The sequence below is a fragment of the Saccharopolyspora soli genome (assembly GCF_022678645.1).
GTDB lineage: Bacteria > Actinomycetota > Actinomycetes > Mycobacteriales > Pseudonocardiaceae > Saccharopolyspora > Saccharopolyspora soli.
The window spans coordinates 38,698-57,398 of sequence record NZ_JALBWV010000050.1 but is presented as its reverse complement, the minus strand read 5'-3'; the positions used below and the strand labels follow the sequence as shown (position 1 = coordinate 57,398).

The window sequence follows — 18,701 nt, the reverse complement described above, 5'->3', positions numbered from 1 at the left end:
CGTCGGCGGCACGCGATAGCGTTGCGACATGGGAGTTGACCACAACGGCGTGCACGAGATCAGCGACCGGTTCGTCGACGAGCTGGTCGCGCTCGATCCGATCGCGGGAACATATCTGGGCGTGCCCGGCGGCGAAGAAGAACTGACCGACTACTCGCCGGACGGGCATCGGGCCCGCGCGGAACTGGCGCGCCGCAGCCTGGCAGCGGTGCGGGCCGCCGAGCCAGCAGACGACTCGCAGCGCATCGCGCAGGCGGTGTTCGCCGAGCGGGTCGGGCTCGATCTGGAGCTGCACGAGATCGGCGCGGACATGGCGTCGCTGAACGTGATCGCCAGCCCGGCGCAGGAGCTCCGGCAGGTCTTCGACCTGATGCCGACGGAGACCCCGGAGCAGTGGCGGACCATCGCCCGGCGGCTGTCGGCGATGCCGGAAGCCGTGCTGGGCCTGCGCGCCGGACTGCTGGCGGCGGCCGGGGACGGCAACGTGTCAGCCGCGCGACAGGTCAGCAAGGTCGCGGAGCAGTGCGACACCTGGTCCGGGCGCGGCGGGCAGTCGTTCTTCGCGGCGATGGTCGGCCGGGCCGAAGGCGTGGCCGAGTCGCTGCGCCGCGACCTGGACACCGCGGCTGAGTCGGCGGCCGAGGCATACGCCGGACTCGCGGACTTCCTGCGCAGCGAACTGTTGCCGAAGGCACCGCAGCAGGACGCGGTGGGTGAACAGCGGTACCGGTTGTGGTCGCGGTACTTCACCGGCGCCCGGCTGGACCTGCGGGAAGCGTACGAGTGGGGCTGGCAGGAGTTCTCCGGCATCGAGGCGGAGATGAAGCAGATCGCGAACCGGATCAAGCCGGGCGCGACGCTGGCCGAGGCCGCCGCGGCGCTGGACGCCGACCCGCGCTACCAGGTGCACGGGCAGGACGCGTTCCAGGCGTGGATGCAGCAGCTGTCCGACCAGGCGTTGCAGGACCTGCGCGGCAGTCACTTCGAGATCCCGGATCCGCTGATGCGGCTGGAGTGCCGGATCGCCCCGCCCGGTGGTGGCGTCGGTGCCTACTACACCGGCCCGACCGACGACTTCTCGCGGCCCGGCCGGATGTGGTGGTCGGTGCCCGCCGACCGGCAGGACTTCCCGACCTGGCGCGAAGTGTCCACTGTGTACCACGAAGGGGTGCCGGGCCATCACCTGCAGGTCGCCACCTCGGTGCACGAGGCGGAGCGGCTCAACAAGTTCCAGCGGCTGGCCTGCTTCGTCTCCGGGCACGGCGAGGGCTGGGCGTTGTACGCCGAACGCCTGATGCGCGAACTCGGCTACCTCGAAGACGACGGCAACCTGCTCGGCATGCTCAACGACCAGCTCTTCCGCGCGGCGCGCGTGGTGGTCGACATCGGCATGCACCTGGAGCTGGAGATCCCGACGGGCACCGGGTTCCACGAAGGCGAGCGCTGGACCCCGGAACTGGGCCTGGAATTCATGCTGAGCCGGACCATCACCGACCCGGCCCAAGTCCGCGACGAGATCGACCGCTACCTGGGCTGGCCGGGGCAGGCCCCGTCCTACAAGCTCGGCGAGCGGCTCTGGCGAGCGGCCCGCGACGAGGCCAAGCAACGCCACGGAGCGGACTTCGACGTGAAGGAATTCCACACCGAGGCCCTCAAGATGGGCGGCATGGGCCTGGACACCCTCCGCGAACAACTCGCCCTGCTGTGACGGCGCGCTGATCAACAAGTGAAGGGCACCTTCGACCGACTTACTCGGTCAGAGGTGCCCTTCACTCGTCACCCGTCCGTGTTTCGGGCCCGGTAGTTGCGACCGGACGATTCAGCTGGTGCGGAATCAGCGGGTTCCAGGGGCAGCGGACGGCCGAGGACCGCGAACGGGCGCGGGTCGCCGGTGAAGCGGTAGTTGCGCAGGACGTCCGCGAAGCCGACCCGTCGGTACAGGCGCCAGGCCCGCGTCGGGCCCTCCGGCGTGGACAGCAGGACCTTGCTACCCGGTGCTTCCGCGAGCAGGCGGCGCAGGATCTCCTCACCGAGCCCGGCGCCCTGGCTGCCCGGGTACACGTGCAGTTCGGTCAGCTCGAAGTAGTCGTCCAGCCAGCCTCCCGAGTCGCCGCCGCTGGCCAGCAGGCCGCGGCGGACCTGCTCGTGCCACCACTGGCCGGGGGCGCCCAGGTAGCCGTAGCCGATGCCGATGAGCTCGTTGTGGTCGCTGAACGCGCCGATGCAGCGCCAGCCCGCGCGCAGCATGTGCGCCGACCACATCGGGGCGCGCTGCTGGGCGGTCGTGGGCGGGTACCCCATCGCGGTCACGTAGATCTGCAGGGCCTCCGGAAGTCGTGCCCGTAGCTGGTCGGTGGTCAGCTCGGTGATCCGGTCACATCGAGGGGATGGCGCGGCGGTCACGGCCCGAACACTAACCCGTTTGCGGCGCGAGGTCTTTCCCGCAACCGATCCACCGATCGCACCGGCGCCGACGGATGCCGGATTCGGCCGCCCGAGTGATCATCTGCCCTGGTCATGACTCGAACAGGTGAGCTACGGCGCATTCCTTGAGTCGATCGCGCGGGCGCGCTAATCTGAAGGTGTTCGAACGCGAGTTCGACGAACTCAAGTTCGATCGTCGAGTCCGGCGGTGGGGTGGGGGAAGCACCCTGCCGCCGGACCTGCCGGGCTTCCCCCGCGGCAGGCGTGGACGGCTTCGTCGTGCAGAGGAGAACGCCGATGTCTTTTTCCACTGATCTCTCGATTCCGGCTCCGCGGCGCTCGGTGGAGAACCACGAACCGACGCCCGAGGCCGAGACGCCTGCTGGCGCACTGTCGTTGCTGCTCCACGCCCGAACCTGCCTGCACGAAGCGGAGGAGGCAGACCGGCCGGGCGACCGGTTCGTGGCGGCGCACATCGCCGCGTTACGTGCCGCGACCGCGGTCGTGGTGTCGCGCTCCTGGCAGCTGGAATCCAGCCGCCCGGCCAGCGTGTGGACGTTGTTGACCGAGGTCGCGCCAGAACTGCGGGAATGGGCGGCTTACTTCGCGGCGCGTTCGGACCGGCGGGCTGCCGCGGAGGCCGGGGTGCCAACGATCACCTGGCTGGCCGCCGACGCGTTGCTGGCGCGCAGCAGGGAGTTCATCGACATCGTGGGACGGAGCTTGTTGGGGTTGGCGGGATGAACGGTACTGAAGTGGGGCTGGACTACGGCCGGATGCTGGACTTGCTCGGCATCGAGGCCCAGCTGCTCACCGCGGCGACCCATGATGCGCATACCGACGCACCGGTGTGGGGCGCTTCCGGGCGGACCCTGGGGCAGACCGTGCGGTATTTGGGTGATCTCTGCGAGGACACGCTGTCCTGGTTGGGATCGGTCGAGGCGGAACGGCGTTGGGACCTGCCGGACCAGCCCGAACTGCGCGAAGTGACCAACCGGTTCGCCGTCCGGCTGGCCGACCTGCTCGCCGAGTTCAACTCCCGACCACCGCACGATCCGTGTCCGACGTGGTGGCCGGAGCAACACACCGTGCGGTTCTGGCTCCGCCGAATGCTGCACGCCACTACGGTGCACCGGGTGGATGTGCAGGCCGCTGCCGGGGTCGAGCCGACTCCGATCGAGCACGACGTGGCGGCCGACGGCATCGACGAGGTGCTGCGGTTGTGGTTCGGCTACCGGCTGCACGCGCTCGGCATCACCGCGACGCGCCCCTGCTCGGTCGGGGTCTACGTGGCCGGCCGGAACTGGTTGGTCACCGCTGATCCGAATGGGGCTGCGGTGGTCAGCTCGGACGACGTGTCGACCACGACGCCAGACGCCGTGGTCGGTGGTGACGCGACCGCGGTCTACCTGTGGATGTGGGGGCGGCTGCCGGACCGCGCCGTGGAGACCAGCGGTGATGCGGATGCGATCGCGCAGCTGTGGGGGCTGCTCCAGCTGGCCACCCGCTGAGCGCAGCTCCGCGGGATGACTGGCTGGGGGCGGGGAAGTGGCGATTTCGCGAGAAATCGCCCGTCCCACCCGTCGTGGGATCAGCCGGGCGGTCAACACAAATCGTTTGCGCTGCCGGGTCGGCTGGGACAACGTGGGCACGTGCTGATCCGACGTGAGAACTCCGCCGATGCTGCCGCCATCCGCGCGGTTCATACCGCCGCGTTCGCGAAGACCGCCCAACCGGGGCAGGTCCCGGTCGAAGTGGGCTTGGTCGACGCGCTGCGGGCGGGCGACGCCTGGTTGCCCGAGTTGTCCTTGGTAGCCGAGCGCGACGGCGAAGTCGTGGGGCACGTGGTGTGCACCCGAGGCCACGTCGCCGAGACCCCGGTGCTCGCACTCGGCCCGATCGGGGTGCCGCCGGAGTTGCAGGGGCAGGGAATCGGTGCGGCGTTGATGCACGCGGTGCTCGGCGCCGCCGACGCCCTCGGCGAGCCGATGGTAGTGCTGCTCGGACACCTGGATTACTACCCGATGTTCGGCTTCGAACCCGCCGAGAAGTACGGCATCACACCGCCGGTGCCGGACTGGGCCTCGCATTTCCAGGTCCGCACCCTGGTCACCTACCGGCCATCGATCCGGGGCGAATTCCGCTACGCCAAGCCGTTCATGGAGCTGTAGCGCCGAGCGTCCAGCTGAGGCCCACTAGCACGCCGAACACGCCGTAGGTCGCGAAGAACGCCACCACCGCGACCATCGCGGACGTGCTGACCAGTCCGGAGAAGTGCCAGATGCCGCGCCACGGCCGGTCCCGCCGCCACAACCAGTGCAGCGACAGCCCGCCACAAAGCAGGGCAACGGCGAACTGGATCCAGATCATCATCCACATTCTGCCCCGGCTCGGGCAGATCGTGAGTGCGAAACCGGCCTCCACCCGGTTTCGCGCTCACGACCCGGTTCAGGCGCGCAGTCGCAAGCCCTTGGGAGTGGCTCGGAAACCCGCCTCGGTGAGCACCGCCGCCAGGCGAGATCCCCACGCGCCTTCGCCGTCGGCGCGCTGCACCGCGAGCTGGTCCAACCAGCCGTCCCGGACGATCCGAGCCAGCCCGGCAGCAGCGGTGCGCAAGGCCGATTCGTCGTCGGTGAATGACAGCAACGACTTGCCACCGCGCTCGACGTAGAACACCGCTCCGCCCGACACGAGCACCACGAGCGCACCGGCCTTGCGGCCCGGTCGATGCCGTGTTTCGCCCATCACCGCAGGCCATTCCAGCGCACCGCCGTAGGGCTGGGCCGGATCGGCGGCGGCCAGCACCACCGCTTCGCCGTCGTTGTCGTCCCGGGACGTCGCGCGCAGGCGGTCGATCGCACCGGGCACCGCGAACTGCGCGGCTCCAAGACCCTCGACGACGTATCCGCGTCGGCACCGACCGGATTCCTCCATGGCCCGAAGCACCTTGTACACCGCGGAAAAACCGCCGGTGACCCGTTCGATGTCCAGCGCCCCACGTGTCAGCACGCCGTGCCGTTCCAGGAACGCCTCGGCCCGCGCGTGCGCCCGGCGCGTCGGGTCGCCGGACGGCTGCGGCGCCAACGACCAGCGTCCGGACACCGCGGGCGGGCCGCTGCGGCTCGGCATCGACGGCCGACCAGCGCGCAACCGCGCATAACGGCCGCGCGGTGCGCTGCGGCGCGGCTTGTGCGCAGCCCCGCGCCCGGACACCAACGCCCGCAACGGCGCCAAGGTGTCGTTGGTGACCGTGCCGGACCACGCCAGGTCCCACAACGCCGAAGTAACCATGTCGTCCGCGGGCGCAGACTCGTCTTGTTCCAGCAGAATCGCGCCCGCACGATCGGCCAGCTGCCGGAAGAACAACGCCCCACCGTCCAATGCGGACACCACGGCTCGATGCAGCGGGGAATCCGTGCCCGGTTCCTCCGGCAGGTCCGGCAACAGCAGGTCGGCGACATCGGTGGGCGCCAGCGCGATCCAACCGTCACCACCGGCCAGGGAACCCGAGCCGACCCAGGTGACCTCGCCGGTCGCGGTCAGCTCGTCGAGCAACGCGGGGGAGTAGCCGGGCAACCGGGCGGGCAGGACCAGCGACTCCAACCCGCTCGCCGGGACTGGAGCCCCCGCGAGCTGCTCCACGACGGCGTACACGTCATCCACGGTGGGCGCGGTGCGCAACCGCGCGCCGATCCCGTGCCAAACAGGCAGGAAACGCCCCAGCGCGGCTGGTTCCACCGGTTCGACCTCGGCGCGCAGCCGGGCCAGCGACGCCCGCCGCAGCCGCCGCAACACCTCGGCGTCGCAGTGCTCCAGCGCCGCGCCACCACCGGCTTCCAGCGGCCGCAGCTCGCCGCGCACCAGCCGTCCGGTACCGGTGAGGCGGTCCAGCACGCCGTGCACCACCGCAACCCCCAGCCCGAACCGGTGCGCCGCGGCGTCGGCGGTGAACGGCCCGCGACAGCGGGCGTAGCGGATCAGCAGGTCACCCAACGGATCGGCGACCGGCTCGGTGAACGCCTCCGGCACGCCGACCGGCAGCGCGACCCCCAGCGCATCGCGAACCCGGCCCGCGTCCTCGATCGCAAGCCACCGCTGATCCCCGGCGATGCGCACCCGCAGCACTCGGCGCTGTTCCGCCAAGTCCGCCAACCACTCCGCCCGCACGCCACGGGCCTCGGCCTCCTCGGTCGAAAGATCACCCAGGAACCGCAGGAGGTCCATTGTGGACTCGGCATCTCGGGCATGCCGGTCCGGGGCGAGTCGCTGCAACTGCTGCTCGATCTCGTCGAGCGCCTCGGGATCGAGCAGCTCCCGCAGCGCCTCCGAACCCAGCAGTTCGGCCAACAGCGTCGAATCCAAGCTCAACGCCGCCGACCGGCGCTCCGCCAGCGGCGCGTCCGTCTCGTACAGGAACATGCCGATGTAGCCGAACAACAGGCTGCGCGCGAACGGCGACGGCGTCGGGGTCTCGACCTCCACGACCCGCACCTTCCGCGCCGCGACCTGCGACATCAGCTCGGTCAACCCAGGCAGGTCGTAGACGTCCTGCAAGCACTCCCGCATCGCCTCCAGCACGATCGGGAACTGCTCGTACTGCGCCGCCACCGCCAGCAACTGCGCGGCCCGCTGCCGTTGCTGCCACAGCGGCGTGCGACGCCGCGGATCCCGACGCGGCAGCAGCAGCGCCCGCGCCGCGCATTCCCGGAACCGAGCCGCGAACAGCGCCGAACCGCCGACCTCATCGGTCACCACCTGCTGCACTTCCTCGGGCGGGAGCAGCACGTCCTCAGCGGTCGGCAACACCTCCGCCCCCGAATCGTCCAACGCGTCCGCCAGTCGCAGCACGATCCCGTCGTCGGAGGAAGCCACCTGCGGCTCGACGCCGCGCCGCTCCCGGATCCGCGCACCGATCGCCAGCGCCCACGGCCCGTTCACCTTGGCGCCGAACGGTGAATGCACGACCAACCGCCAGTCGCCGAGCTCGTCGCGGAACCGCTCCACCACGATCGTTCGGTCGTCCGGAACGTGCCGGGTCGTCCGCCGTTGCTCGTCCAAATAGGACAGCAGGTTGTCCTGGGCCCACTCGTCCAGCCCGGCAGTCGCGATGCGGGACCGCGCCGCAGCGCTGTCCGCGCTGGTCAGCTCCCGGACGAAGGCGCCCAGCGCGCGCCCGAGCTCCAACGGCCGACCCGGCTGATCACCCTTCCAGAACGGCATCCGGCCCGGCTCACCCGGCGCCGGTACCACCACGACCCGGTCGTGGGTGATGTCCTCCACCCGCCAAGCCGACGTGCCCAGCAGGAAGACGTCGCCGACCCGCGACTCGTAGACCATCTCCTCGTCGAGCTCACCGACCCGCACCCCGCCCTTGCCCGCCGCATCCTCGCCCGGCGTGGTCACGGTGAACAGGCCGCGATCCGGGATCGTGCCGCCAGAAGTCACCGCGAGCCGCTGCGCACCAGGCCGTGCGCGCAACTCGTCGTTCACCCGATCCCAGACGATGCGGGCCCGCAACTCGCCGAACTCCTCGCTGGGATAACGGCCTGCCAACATGTCCAACACCGCGTGCAGCGCCGAGTCCGGCAGCCCCGCGTAGGGCGCGGCCCGACGCAGCACAGCCGCCAACCGCGGCACGGTCCACGTGTCCATCGCGACCATCGACACGACGTGCTGCGCCAACACGTCCAGCGGATTGCGCGGGAAGGCGATCGACTCGATCAGCCCGTCGGCCATCCGCTCGGAAACCACCGCGCAACCGACGAGATCACCCCGGAACTTCGGGAACACCACACCTCGCGACACCGCGCCGACCTGGTGCCCACCACGACCGATTCGCTGCAACCCGGAAGCCACGCTCGGCGGCGTCTCGACCTGCACCACCAGGTCCACCGCGCCCATGTCGATGCCCAGCTCCAGCGACGAGGTGGCCACCACGCAAGCCAGCCGCCCGGACTTCAGCTCCTCCTCGACGACCGCCCGCTGCTCCTTCGACATCGAGCCGTGGTGCGCCTTGGCCACGATCGGCGGGGCGCCACCGCCGATCCCGGAACCACCCACCGCCTCGGCCGGGAACCGCTCCATCGACACCGGTTCCTCGGCGGCGAGCTCGTTGATCCCGGCCGTCAACCGCTCGGCCAACCGCCGGGAATTGGTGAACACGATGGTCGAGCGGTGCTCCCGGATCAGCTCCAGGATCCGCTCCTGCACCGATGGCCAGATCGACGTGTGCTGCTCCGCGCCCGCCGCCGGACCGTCGACCTCGCCGGTCGACGCGCCCAACTCGGCCATGTCCGGCACCGGCACCTCAACCCGGACCTCGACCTCCTTGGGGTGCGCGGGCTGGATCGTGCGCACCGCCCGACCACCGGCCAGGAAGGTCCGCACCTCCTCCACCGGGCGAACCGTCGCCGACAACCCGACGCGCTGCGCGGGCTGCGGCAGCAACTCGTCCAACCGCTCCAGCGAAAGCGCCAGGTGCGCCCCGCGCTTGGTGCCCGCCACCGCGTGCACCTCGTCGACGATCACGGTCTCCACACCGCGCAACGAATCCCGCGCCGCCGAAGTCAACAGCAGGAACAGCGACTCGGGCGTGGTGACCAGCACGTCCGGCGGTGTGCGGGTGAACGAACGCCGCTGGTCGGCGGGGGTGTCCCCGGTGCGGATGCCGACCCGGATGTCCGGTGGCGCGCTGCCGCGGCGCTGCGCGGCCTGCCGGATTCCCGCCAGCGGCGCGCGCAAGTTGCGTTCCACGTCGACCGCCAGCGCCTTCAGCGGCGAAACGTAGAGCACCCGGCAGCGCAGCTTCGGCTCCGCCGGTGCGCCTTCGGCGGCCAGCTTGTCCAACGCCGACAGGAACGCCGCGAGCGTCTTGCCGGAGCCGGTCGGTGCTACGACCAGGGCGTGCTCGCCGTCGGCGATCGCCTCCCACGCCCCGCGTTGCGCCTCGGTGGGCGCGGCGAAGGCCCCGCGGAACCAGTCGCGGGTCGCCGGGGAGAACCGGTCCAACACATCGCTCACCCCTACATGCTGGACCAACGCCCTGACACCAGGCCCGTTCTGACGCCGTGAGCACCGCCACCGGTCGCGCGACGAATCCGGGGGATCTCTGCAAACCGACGCGCCGGACGTGGCAGCATTCGACCCCAGAAGCGTCAACAGTGGGAGGGAGACGGGTGCGCGTCCTGTCAGTGGATCTCGGCACCTCGAACACCGTCGCGGTGCTGTCCGCGCACGGCCGACCACCACGAGTGGTCGAAGTGGACGGCTCGGCGACCATGCCGTCCGCGGTGTTCGCAGCTGAGGACGGCGCCATCATCGTCGGGCGCGACGCCGAACGCCGCGCCCGGCTGGACCCCTCCCGCTTCGAACCGAACCCGAAGCGCCGCGTCGACGAAAGCACCCTGCTGCTCGGCGACAACGTCATCACCGTCACCGACGCGATGGCCGCCGTGCTGCACCGGGTCGCGGAGGAAACCGCCCGGCAACTCGGCGGCGCCCAACCCGACGAGGTTCGCCTGACCCACCCCGCCCAGTGGGGCACGGTCCGGCGCAACGTGCTGCTGTCCGCCGCCCGGCTCGCCGGTTTCAACTGCAACCTGGTGCTGGTCCCGGAACCGGTCGCCGCCGCCGCGCACTTCACGTCGTTCCCCGACCGCACCCTCAGCACCGGCCAGGCACTGGCCGTCTACGACCTGGGCGCGGGCACTTTCGACTGCGCGATCGTGGGCGCCACCCAGAACGGCTTCGCGGTGCTGGCCGAAGACGGCTTGGCCGACCTCGGCGGGCTGGACGTCGACCAGGCACTGCTGGAGCACGTCGGACGACAGGTCTCCAACAAGGACCCGCAGCGCTGGCAACGACTGCTGCGCCCGGAAACCACCGGCGACCGACGAGCCCAACGCGCCCTGCGCGAAGACGTCCGCGCCGCCAAGGAAGCCCTCTCCCGGCACCCGCAGACCGAAGTGCCGATGCCGGAACCCTTCGAAGACGTGCTGGTCACCCGCGCCGAACTGGAAGCACTGGTGCGGCCCAGCATGCTTCGCAGCGTCGAGTTGCTGGCCTCCGTGCTGCGCTCCAACGGCATGGGACCGCAACACCTCGCCGGGATCTACCTGGTCGGCGGCTCCAGCCGGTTGCCGCTGGTCGCCAGCCTCATCGGCGAGCAACTGCGGATCGTGCCGACCACCCTCGACCAGCCGGAAACCGCAGTCGCGCTCGGCGCGCACCACGTGTCCCGCGACGGCGCCGCGATGTGGACGCAGGACTTCCGGACGAACCCGCCGTCGGCCCCGGTCGGAATCCCCTACGCCGGGCAACCCCAGACCGGGTACCGGGAACCCGACACGATCCGCACCCACCCCGTGGTCGCACCACCGCACTACCCGCAACCGACCGCCAAACCCGACTCCCGCCGCAACCTGCTGATCGGCCTCGGTGCGGTCGCCGCCGTCGCGGTGCTCGTCGCGATCGTGGCGATCGTGCTGCGCACCACCGGAACCGCGAACGTGCCCAGCGCGGCGGAATGCCAGCAGCCCGGCACCAGGGACGCCAAGGGCTTCACCGCTTGCCTGCGCAACCTCGCCGGAGACGTCCCGGAGCACTCCAACTGCGCGCCCGGCTGGCAGCGGATCATGCCCGGCCTGCGGGAACTCGACGGAACCGTGGTCTCCTGCTCGATCGGCAACCCCAACGAGGGCACCCAGATCATCTACACCCAGCTGGACTCGCAGGAAGCCGCGCAGCAGCGCGCCGACCTGCTGCTGAACTTCAACGGGGTGACCAGCGACCAGGTCGAGGCGGATTGGAGCGGCAACGGCCTGTCCGGCACCTACCGCGCGGTCACCAGCAGCACCTTCGGCACCCTGGTGTTCACCGTCGACGACCGGCCGCTGGTGGGCATGGTGCTCAAACCCAACGACGACCAGCAGCTCGACCCGAACAAGATGGCCGACGACTTCGAGGACACGATCCAACCCGGCACGGCCTGATCGCTCACTTGCGGTTGCGGTGCTCCCAGAGGAACCGCACCGCGAGCACCACCACGGCCAGCAGCCCGGCAGCGATCGCCGCCTGTCCCAGCGGGGTGGACAAGCCGGTCGGGTCGGTCTGCAGCAAGAGCAGCACACCACCAGGGTACGGGCGGCGCGTAGGCTGGTCGCCGATGCGCCACACAGCTTTCCGCCAACGCATGGCCGAGGAGTTCGGCCGGGTCCGCGCCGAGATGTTGGCCCAGGACCACGTGTTCTCGTCCCTCGGTGGGCGCACCGTCGACCAGGCCCTGGAAGCCGGGGCGTCGACGAAAGAGGTCTGGCAGGCGGTCTGCGAAGCCTTCGAGGTACCCACCGAACGGCGCTGAGGGCGGCTCGGTTCGTGCGGCGGTTCCGCGGGATCAGGACTCGGGCTCTTCCGAGCGCTTCCGTTGCGGTGGTTCGAAATCCGCCCACAGGTTCTGCGCGCTGACCTGCTGTTCGGCAGTGCGCCCGGCCGCCAGGTAGTGCTCGTAGGCCCGGCGCCGTTCCGCCACCAGGTGCCGCCACGCCTCGGCCCGCACCAGCCGGTCCTGCTGCGGCGTGGGATGGCCTTCGGCGACGGCGACCTCGGCCTCGCAGAGCGGTTCGAGTTCGGCGATGCGCTGTTCATCGGCCAGCCGCTGCTCCGGAACATCTTCGGCGGGCGGTTCGTGGTGCCGGTAGCGCACGTAGGGGTTGTCCTCCGGCAGCCCACCGCTGACCCGCCCGTAGAACCCGAGGAACATCAGCAGCATGCCCGCGATCAGGCTGAACACCACGTTCTCCAGCTTGAAGGCGAACAGGTTCCAGGGGGTGTTCAGCAGGCCCAGGTTGATCAGCCCGGAGAGGAAGAACAGCACCCCGATCACGGCGGTGGTGGTGGAGGCGACCGGCCCGCCCCAGGCCGCGGCGCCGACCAGGATCACGCCGACCACGACCGAGATCACCGCCAGCAGGCCGTTGCTGGACAACCCGAGGATGTCGATGCCGTGGGTGGTGAACAGCGGTACCTGGTTGGCCAGGCCCAGCACGCCGAAAGCCAGCAGGCAGGCCCCGAAGATGGCCGCCCCGACGCGGTAGAACCGGCTCAGCGGATGGTCCGGCGGAAGGTATCGGTCCATGCGCATGATCGGCACCTCCTCGGCGCCCGCGGCGATTTCTCCTTCGAGTGTCCACCCCGGCATCGGTGATCGCACCGTTACACGGTCGGGTGACGGTGCTGGCGTGTCGGGAGGTAGATCGAACATCCGTTCGTCTAGGATGGGGCGCACGGGACTGAGCCGTCCGCACACCCCGCAGCCGGATTGTCGGTCCCTGCCCGTAGCGTCTGAAACGACGACGAAGCTCGATTCGACTGAGGTGGACCCCCGATGGCAGCGACACCGGACAAGGGCAAAGCGCTGGAGTTGGCGCTCGCCCAGATCGACAAGCAGTACGGCAAGGGGTCGGTCATGCGACTCGGCGACGAGTCGCGCGCACCGATCGAGGTCATCCCGACCGGTTCCATCTCGCTGGACGTCGCGCTGGGGATCGGTGGGCTGCCACGGGGCCGCATCGTGGAGATCTACGGCCCGGAGAGCAGCGGTAAGACCTCGGTGGCGCTGCACGCCGTGGCCAACGCGCAGAAGTTGGGCGGCACTGCGGCGTTCATCGACGCGGAGCACGCGCTGGACCCGGAGTACGCCAGGGCGATCGGGGTGGACACCGACGCGCTGCTGGTGTCGCAGCCGGACACCGGTGAGCAGGCGCTGGAGATCGCGGACATGCTGATCCGCTCCGGCGCGCTGGACGTCATCGTCATCGACTCGGTGGCCGCGCTGGTGCCGCGCGCCGAGATCGAGGGCGAAATGGGCGACAGTCACGTGGGCCTGCAAGCCCGCCTGATGAGCCAAGCCCTCCGAAAGCTGACCTCGGCGCTCTACAACGCCAAAACAACAGCGATCTTCATCAACCAACTCCGCGAGAAGGTCGGTGTCATGTTCGGAAGTCCTGAGACGACGACCGGTGGTAAGGCGTTGAAGTTCTACTCTTCGGTGCGGTTGGACGTGCGGCGGATCGAGACGTTGAAGGACGGCTCGGACGCGGTTGGCAACCGGACTCGGGTCAAGGTGGTGAAGAACAAGGTCGCGCCGCCGTTCAAGCAGGCGGAGTTCGACATCATCTACGGGATCGGCATCAGCCGCGAGGGCTCGTTGATCGACATGGGTGTCGAGCAGGGCATCATCCGCAAGTCCGGTGCCTGGTACACCTACGAAGGCGATCAGCTCGGTCAGGGAAAGGAGAACGCCCGCAAGTTCATGCGGGAGAACCCGGACGTTGCCAACGAGATCGAGAAGCGGATCAAGGAGAAGCTCGGCATCGGCGCGACGCTGGATGCGGAGAACGCCGAGCCAGCACCAGTTGACTTCTGAGCCTCGGACGTTGGTTCGGATGAACGGTGACGGCACGCGTCGGGGCAGCGCTGCACAGGGCCGCTTCCCCGACAATGCCCGCCCGATGGACGAGGTCTCGGATGGCGCGGCGGGCGCGAAGCCGCCGCGCAAGCCTGCCGACGACCCCGAGCAGTTGGCGCGCGACACGGTTTACCGGCTGCTGGCGGTCCGTGCGCGCAGCCGTTCGGAGTTGCGACAGGCATTGCTACGCAAGGGGATCGACGAGGACATCGCCGACGGCGTGTTGCAGAAGTTCGTCGACGCGGGGCTGGTCGATGACGCCTCGTTCGCCGAGGAGTGGGTGCATTCGCGCCAACAGCACCAGGGGCTCGGCCGCAAGGCGCTGGGCTTCGAACTGCGTCGCAAGGGCGTCGACGAGCAGCTGGTGGCAGCGGCCTTGTCCACTGTGGATGGCGATGCGGAGGTCGAGCGGGCACGTGAGTTGGTGCAGCGCAAGCTCCGGACGATGACGACCTTGGACCAGACCGCGAAGATGCGTCGTCTGGTGGGCATGCTGGCCCGCAAGGGCTACTCCGAGGGACTGGCTTTCCGCGTGGTGCGGGAGGAAGTCGAACAATCCGGCGGCGGTGCTCCGGACCCTGATCTCGAATCATCGTGACGGGACACGAGAAGGTGCGATTCGGCCAGCGTTGATAACTGCGCGCGGTCGGCGATGCATCGTTGGCTGCCCGTGGTCACTCAGCGTCGTGGTGTCGGTGGTCGGGCGGTGTGGCTGTGCGTTGGGGCAGCCGTCGTCCAGTTCGCCGACTCGGAGTTGTTCTTCGGGGCCGACTAGACCGCGGCCAGGTCGAGGATGCCTACTGCTGAACATCGCCGAAGATCATTCGCTGCCCGCGGGCTGTGTCCATGTACTCGCGGACCTGGCGGATCAGGCCGTCCTGGAGCTCGAAAACGAAGCAGTAGTCGTTGGCGTAATGGTTGCCGTTGGCCAAAGTCGCCGTCATGGTCTCCTCCACGATCACCCCTTCGCCGTCGGCGTGGAACCCGTGGAAGGTGACTGCGACGTCAGCCACGAACAAACGTGGGAAATCCTCTGCGAGGAAGCGCACGATCGCCTTCTTGCCGACCATGTGGCTTGGGGCCTCCAGCGCGACGGCAGTAGCGTTCCCCGGAGGCGCGAGCCACTCAGCGTCCTCGGTGAAGACTGCGGCGATCCGATCAGCGTCGGCTCGACCGCTAACTATCAACCGTAAATCCGTGGCTTGCCCGATCTGTGCGTCGTCTCTCAGATTGGGACGTGTGTACTGGAATGTTGTCTCCAGCTCGTAGAGTCGCCAGCCATGACGACTCTTGCTGGCGCGCGGCACATCGTGTGGGACTGGAATGGGACGATCTTTTCGGATAACCACGCCGTGGTATCGGCGGTGAACGAGGTCTGCACCGCCTTCGATCGAGAGCACATCGACCTCGACGAGTGGCGGTCCGTTTTCAGCCGTCCGCTTTTGCGGTGCTACGAGCGGTTGCTGCGCCGTTCGCTGAGTAACGAGGATTGGGCACGCATCGATGTGCTGTACCACGAGGCGTACCGGGATCTCCTGCACACCTGCGGTCTGGCCGATGGAGTCCCCAAGGTGTTGGAGGAGTGGCGCGGCAACGGCCGGACTCAATCCTTGCTCTCCATGTGGTTCCACGACGAACTGGTACCGATGGTGGCCGAGTTCGGGTTAGCCGAGCTTTTCGAGCGGGTTGACGGCCTGCGCGCGGAGATCGGCGGCGGGCCGAAGGCCGAACACCTCGAACGGCACCTGGCCGAGCTACGTGCTGTCCCGAGCGAAGTCGTTGTGATCGGTGATGTGGTCGATGACGCTGACGCAGCAGCACACGTAGGAGCGGGCTGCGTTCTGGTGACCACTGGGGTGATGAGTCGCGGAAAGCTGGCGGAGACGGGCATGCCCATCGCTGAGTCCATCGAGGAAGCCGTCTCCTGGCTCTCGTAATCCTGTATGGGTCAGGGTCGGCGGTGAACCTGGTCTGCACGGCCTTCGATCGCGCTGACCATGATCTTGGTCTTCGACGCGGTGCGGGCCGCAGCGCCGAGGGAGTTGGCCATTTCGCGCGAAATCGCCAACTCCGTCACCCGGTTCCGCCGCGCGCGGAGCAAGTTCCAGGACCGGCGAACGGCCTGGCGGGGTTCAGCGCAGCGCGGCGGCTTCCCTGGCGAGCTGTTCGATCTGCGCCCAGTCACCGGCGGCCAGCAGGTTCTTCGGCGTGAGCCACGATCCACCGACGCATCCCACGTTGGGCAGTGCGAGGTAGCTCGGCGCGTTCTGCGGGCTGATCCCACCGGTCGGGCAGAACCGCAGGTCCGGCAGCGGTCCGGCGATCGCTTTCAGGAACGGCACACCGCCGCTTTGCTCAGCCGGGAAGAACTTCATCGCGGTGGCCCCGCGTTCGGCCAGCCGCATCGCTTCCGACACCGTGCCCGCTCCGGCCAGGTAGGGCACCCCGGATGCGTCGATGTCGTCGAGCAGCCGGTCCGTGGTTCCCGGTGTGACCAGGTAACGAGCTCCGGCATCGGCGGCCCGCTTGGCCTGACCCGGTTCGGTGATCGTGCCCGCTCCGGTGACCATGTCGGGCGCCTCGGCCGCGATCCGTTCGATCGAGGGCAGTCCGGCCGGGGTGCGCAGGGTGACCTCGATGGTGCGGATTCCGCCCCGCAGCAGGGCTTCGGCCAGCGGCACCGCGTGCGCGACGTCGTCCAATGCCACGACCGGCACCACTGGAGCGAGTTCCAGCACGTCAGCTGCAGTGTTCATGGGGTGGTTCATCCGTTCCTAGTGCTTGTCGAGCGCCCTGCGGAATTCGCCCGGTGGTCCTCGACTGTCATGCTGGCACGTCGGCCGGTTGCGGTTGCAGCGGTGTGAACACGCTGGCGCCGCGATCGGCCCGTCCGACCGCCTGCCGGAACGCCGCGAACAGCTCGCGGCCGGTGCCGAACTGCGGGCCTCGCGCCGTGGGTGCGTCCTCGCGGGCCGCCAGTTCGTCGTCGGGTACCAGCACTTCCAGCGTGCCGCGGTCGGCGTCCAACCGGATCACGTCGCCGTCGCGGAGGCGGGCCAGCGGCCCACCCGCGTTGGCTTCCGGGGTCAGCTGGATGGCCGCTGGGATCTTGCCGGAGGCACCGGACATCCGGCCGTCGGTGACCAGCGCGACCTGATGGCCGCGGTCCATCAGCACGCCCAGTGCGGGCGTCAGCCCGTGCAGCTCGGGCATTCCGTTGGCTTGCGGGCCCTGGTTGCGGATCACCACCACGACGTCGTGGTCGAGCTCACCGGCCTGGAACGCGGCGGTGAACTCGTGCTGATCTTCGAAAACCCGCGCCGGAGCTGTCACGGCGCGGTGTTCGTCGCTGACCGCGGACACCTTGATCACCGACCGGCCGAGGTTGCCGTCCAGCACCCGCAGGCCACCGTCCGGTGCGAATGGGTCGTCGACGCCGCGCAGCACGTCCGGGTCCAGGCTCCTCGCGGGTGCGTCGCGCCACACGAGCTCGCCGTCTTCGAGGAACGGCTGCTGCCGGTAGCGGTCGAGTTCGGGGCCAGCGACCGTCTTGACGTCGCGGTGCAGCAGGCCCGCGTCGAGCAGTTCGCCGACGAGGGTCTGCACGCCTCCGGCGGCGGCGAAGTGGTTGATGTCGGCCGAGCCGTTGGGGTAGACCTTGGCCAGCGACGGCACGACTGCGGACAGGTCGGAGAAGTCGTCCCAGGTCAGCTCGATACCGGCGGCCGCGGCGACGGCGACCAGGTGCAGCGTGTGGTTGGTGGAGCCGCCGGTGGCCAGCAGCGCGATCACGCCGTTGACGATGGCGCGCTCGTCGATGATCTCCCCGATCGGTGTGTAGTCCGCGCCGCGACCGAGTTGGACGACGCGGCGGGCGGCTTCCTCGGTGAGCGCTTTGCGCAGCGGGGTGTCCGGCGGCACGAAGCTCGACCCCGGCAGGTGCAGGCCCATGACCTCGACGACTAGCTGGTTGGAGTTGGCGGTGCCGTAGAAGGTGCAGGTGCCGGGCGAGTGGTACGAGGCGGACTCGGCTTCCAGCAGGTCCTCGCGGGTGGCCTTGCCTTCGGCGAACAACTGCCGGATGCGGCTCTTCTCCCGGTTCGGCAGCCCGGAGGGCATCGGTCCGGCCGGTACCAGCACGGTCGGCAGGTGGCCGAAGGACAGCGCGCCGATGAGCAGGCCCGGCACGATCTTGTCGCATACTCCGAGCAGCAGCGCGCCGTCGAACATCTCGTGGGAGAGCGCGATCCCGGTGGCCATCGCGATGACGTCGCGGGAGAACAGCGACAGTTCCATGCCGGTGCGCCCCTGGGTGATGCCGTCGCACATGGCGGGCACTCCACCGGCGAACTGCGCGACGCCACCGGCTTCCCGCACCGCGTCCTTGAGCCACGCCGGGAACTCGGCGTACGGCTGGTGCGCGGAAAGCATGTCGTTGTAGGCGGACACGATCGCAACACCTGGCTTGGTGGCGCCGCGCAGTGAGAGGCGATCCGGGCCGTTGCACGCGGCGAAGCCGTGCGCGAGGTTGCTGCAGGGCAGTTCGGTGCGGGCCGGGCCGACGGCTGCGGCGGCTCGGATGCGGTCGAGGTAGGCGGTGCGCGTCTCGGCGCTGCGGTCCGCGATGCGCTGGGTGACCTGCTCGACGACGTGCTGCCTTGGCGGCGCCATGAATCGCCTCCGAAAGGATTGCCTGGAATGCGGGCGACGACGTTGGCGCCTGATGACGGCAGTCACACTAATAGGTGTGGTCTGGATTTCACAATCGATCCAGTTGAGCGGCAATCCGGTCCCGAGCCCGTTGCTGGGTGCG

At 69.4% G+C, this 18,701-nt stretch carries 17 protein-coding genes; 9 read left to right on the top strand and 8 right to left on the bottom strand.

The features are described from left to right. Positions 1-28: 28 nt before the first annotated feature. Positions 29-1,708: a DUF885 domain-containing protein gene (locus MOQ72_RS31125; protein WP_242189320.1), complete on the top strand. Its 1,680-nt coding sequence runs from the start codon at positions 29-31 to the stop codon at positions 1,706-1,708. 68 nt (positions 1,709-1,776) lie between these two features. On the opposite strand, the gene MOQ72_RS31120 is transcribed toward MOQ72_RS31125, so the two are convergent. Continuing rightward, positions 1,777-2,403: a GNAT family N-acetyltransferase gene (locus MOQ72_RS31120; protein ID WP_242189319.1), complete on the bottom strand. Its 627-nt coding sequence runs from the start codon at positions 2,401-2,403 to the stop codon at positions 1,777-1,779. 318 nt (positions 2,404-2,721) lie between these two features. Here MOQ72_RS31120 and MOQ72_RS31115 point away from each other — a divergent pair, with 318 nt between their 5' ends. The 3 genes from MOQ72_RS31115 to MOQ72_RS31105 all read left to right on the top strand — a co-directional run bounded on the left by MOQ72_RS31115 (position 2,722) and on the right by MOQ72_RS31105 (position 4,595). After that, entirely contained in the window at positions 2,722-3,168 is a 447-nt protein-coding gene (locus MOQ72_RS31115) for an SAV_6107 family HEPN domain-containing protein (protein WP_242189318.1), read from the top strand. After that, positions 3,165-3,935 (top strand): maleylpyruvate isomerase N-terminal domain-containing protein, encoded by a 771-nt coding sequence (locus MOQ72_RS31110; protein ID WP_242189317.1) that lies wholly within the window; start codon positions 3,165-3,167, stop codon positions 3,933-3,935. The genes MOQ72_RS31115 and MOQ72_RS31110 overlap by 4 nt, the downstream gene beginning before the upstream one ends. Positions 3,936-4,076: 141 nt before the next feature. Beyond that, the gene (locus MOQ72_RS31105) at positions 4,077-4,595 is read left to right on the top strand and encodes a GNAT family N-acetyltransferase (protein ID WP_242189316.1); all 519 of its coding nucleotides are present in this window, start codon (positions 4,077-4,079) and stop codon (positions 4,593-4,595) included. Here MOQ72_RS31105 and MOQ72_RS31100 read toward each other — a convergent pair. Both MOQ72_RS31100 and MOQ72_RS31095 read right to left on the bottom strand, forming a co-directional pair. Further along, positions 4,582-4,794, bottom strand: coding sequence for a hypothetical protein (locus tag MOQ72_RS31100; protein WP_242189315.1), 213 nt, complete (start codon positions 4,792-4,794; stop codon positions 4,582-4,584). The two genes, MOQ72_RS31105 and MOQ72_RS31100, sit on opposite strands and share 14 nt — an antisense overlap. A gap of 78 nt (positions 4,795-4,872) precedes the next feature. Further along, positions 4,873-9,444 (bottom strand): ATP-dependent helicase, encoded by a 4,572-nt coding sequence (locus MOQ72_RS31095; protein ID WP_242189314.1) that lies wholly within the window; start codon positions 9,442-9,444, stop codon positions 4,873-4,875. 155 nt (positions 9,445-9,599) lie between these two features. Here MOQ72_RS31095 and MOQ72_RS31090 point away from each other — a divergent pair, with 155 nt between their 5' ends. Beyond that, on the top strand, positions 9,600-11,414 hold the full coding sequence (locus tag MOQ72_RS31090) for an Hsp70 family protein (RefSeq protein ID WP_242189313.1): 1,815 nt from the start codon (positions 9,600-9,602) through the stop codon (positions 11,412-11,414). Between the two features lie 4 nt (positions 11,415-11,418). Here the strand turns inward: MOQ72_RS31090 and MOQ72_RS44725 are convergent, their stop codons facing one another. After that, positions 11,419-11,550: a hypothetical protein gene (locus MOQ72_RS44725; protein ID WP_277954949.1), complete on the bottom strand. Its 132-nt coding sequence runs from the start codon at positions 11,548-11,550 to the stop codon at positions 11,419-11,421. A 37-nt stretch (positions 11,551-11,587) separates the two neighbouring features. On the opposite strand from MOQ72_RS44725, the gene MOQ72_RS31085 reads away from it, so the two are divergent. After that, positions 11,588-11,782, top strand: a complete 195-nt coding sequence (locus MOQ72_RS31085; protein WP_242189312.1) for a DUF3046 domain-containing protein — start codon at positions 11,588-11,590, stop codon at positions 11,780-11,782. 33 nt (positions 11,783-11,815) lie between these two features. On the opposite strand, the gene MOQ72_RS31080 is transcribed toward MOQ72_RS31085, so the two are convergent. Beyond that, positions 11,816-12,562, bottom strand: coding sequence for a DUF4383 domain-containing protein (locus MOQ72_RS31080; RefSeq protein ID WP_242189311.1), 747 nt, complete (start codon positions 12,560-12,562; stop codon positions 11,816-11,818). A 243-nt stretch (positions 12,563-12,805) separates the two neighbouring features. Here MOQ72_RS31080 and recA point away from each other — a divergent pair, with 243 nt between their 5' ends. Both recA and MOQ72_RS31070 read left to right on the top strand, forming a co-directional pair. Then, a complete protein-coding gene (gene recA / locus MOQ72_RS31075) occupies positions 12,806-13,846 on the top strand; it encodes a recombinase RecA (RefSeq protein ID WP_242189310.1) in 1,041 nt (346 codons plus the stop codon). A 19-nt stretch (positions 13,847-13,865) separates the two neighbouring features. Next, on the top strand, positions 13,866-14,486 hold the full coding sequence (locus tag MOQ72_RS31070) for a regulatory protein RecX (RefSeq protein WP_242189309.1): 621 nt from the start codon (positions 13,866-13,868) through the stop codon (positions 14,484-14,486). 199 nt (positions 14,487-14,685) lie between these two features. Here MOQ72_RS31070 and MOQ72_RS31065 read toward each other — a convergent pair whose 3' ends face one another. After that, the gene (locus tag MOQ72_RS31065) at positions 14,686-15,195 is read right to left on the bottom strand and encodes a nuclear transport factor 2 family protein (RefSeq protein ID WP_242189308.1); all 510 of its coding nucleotides are present in this window, start codon (positions 15,193-15,195) and stop codon (positions 14,686-14,688) included. Between MOQ72_RS31065 and MOQ72_RS31060 the strand changes: the two genes are divergently transcribed. Further along, on the top strand, positions 15,169-15,825 hold the full coding sequence (locus MOQ72_RS31060; protein ID WP_242189307.1) for an HAD family hydrolase: 657 nt from the start codon (positions 15,169-15,171) through the stop codon (positions 15,823-15,825). The genes MOQ72_RS31065 and MOQ72_RS31060 overlap by 27 nt on opposite strands. A 195-nt stretch (positions 15,826-16,020) precedes the next feature. On the opposite strand, the gene eda is transcribed toward MOQ72_RS31060, so the two are convergent. Next, positions 16,021-16,644 carry a bifunctional 4-hydroxy-2-oxoglutarate aldolase/2-dehydro-3-deoxy-phosphogluconate aldolase gene (gene eda, locus MOQ72_RS31055; RefSeq protein ID WP_242189306.1) on the bottom strand — a complete coding sequence of 208 codons (624 nt, stop codon included), beginning with the start codon at positions 16,642-16,644 and terminating at the stop codon, positions 16,021-16,023. 67 nt (positions 16,645-16,711) lie between these two features. After that, entirely contained in the window at positions 16,712-18,559 is a 1,848-nt protein-coding gene (edd, locus tag MOQ72_RS31050; RefSeq protein WP_242189305.1) for a phosphogluconate dehydratase, read from the bottom strand. Positions 18,560-18,701: the final 142 nt, after the last annotated feature.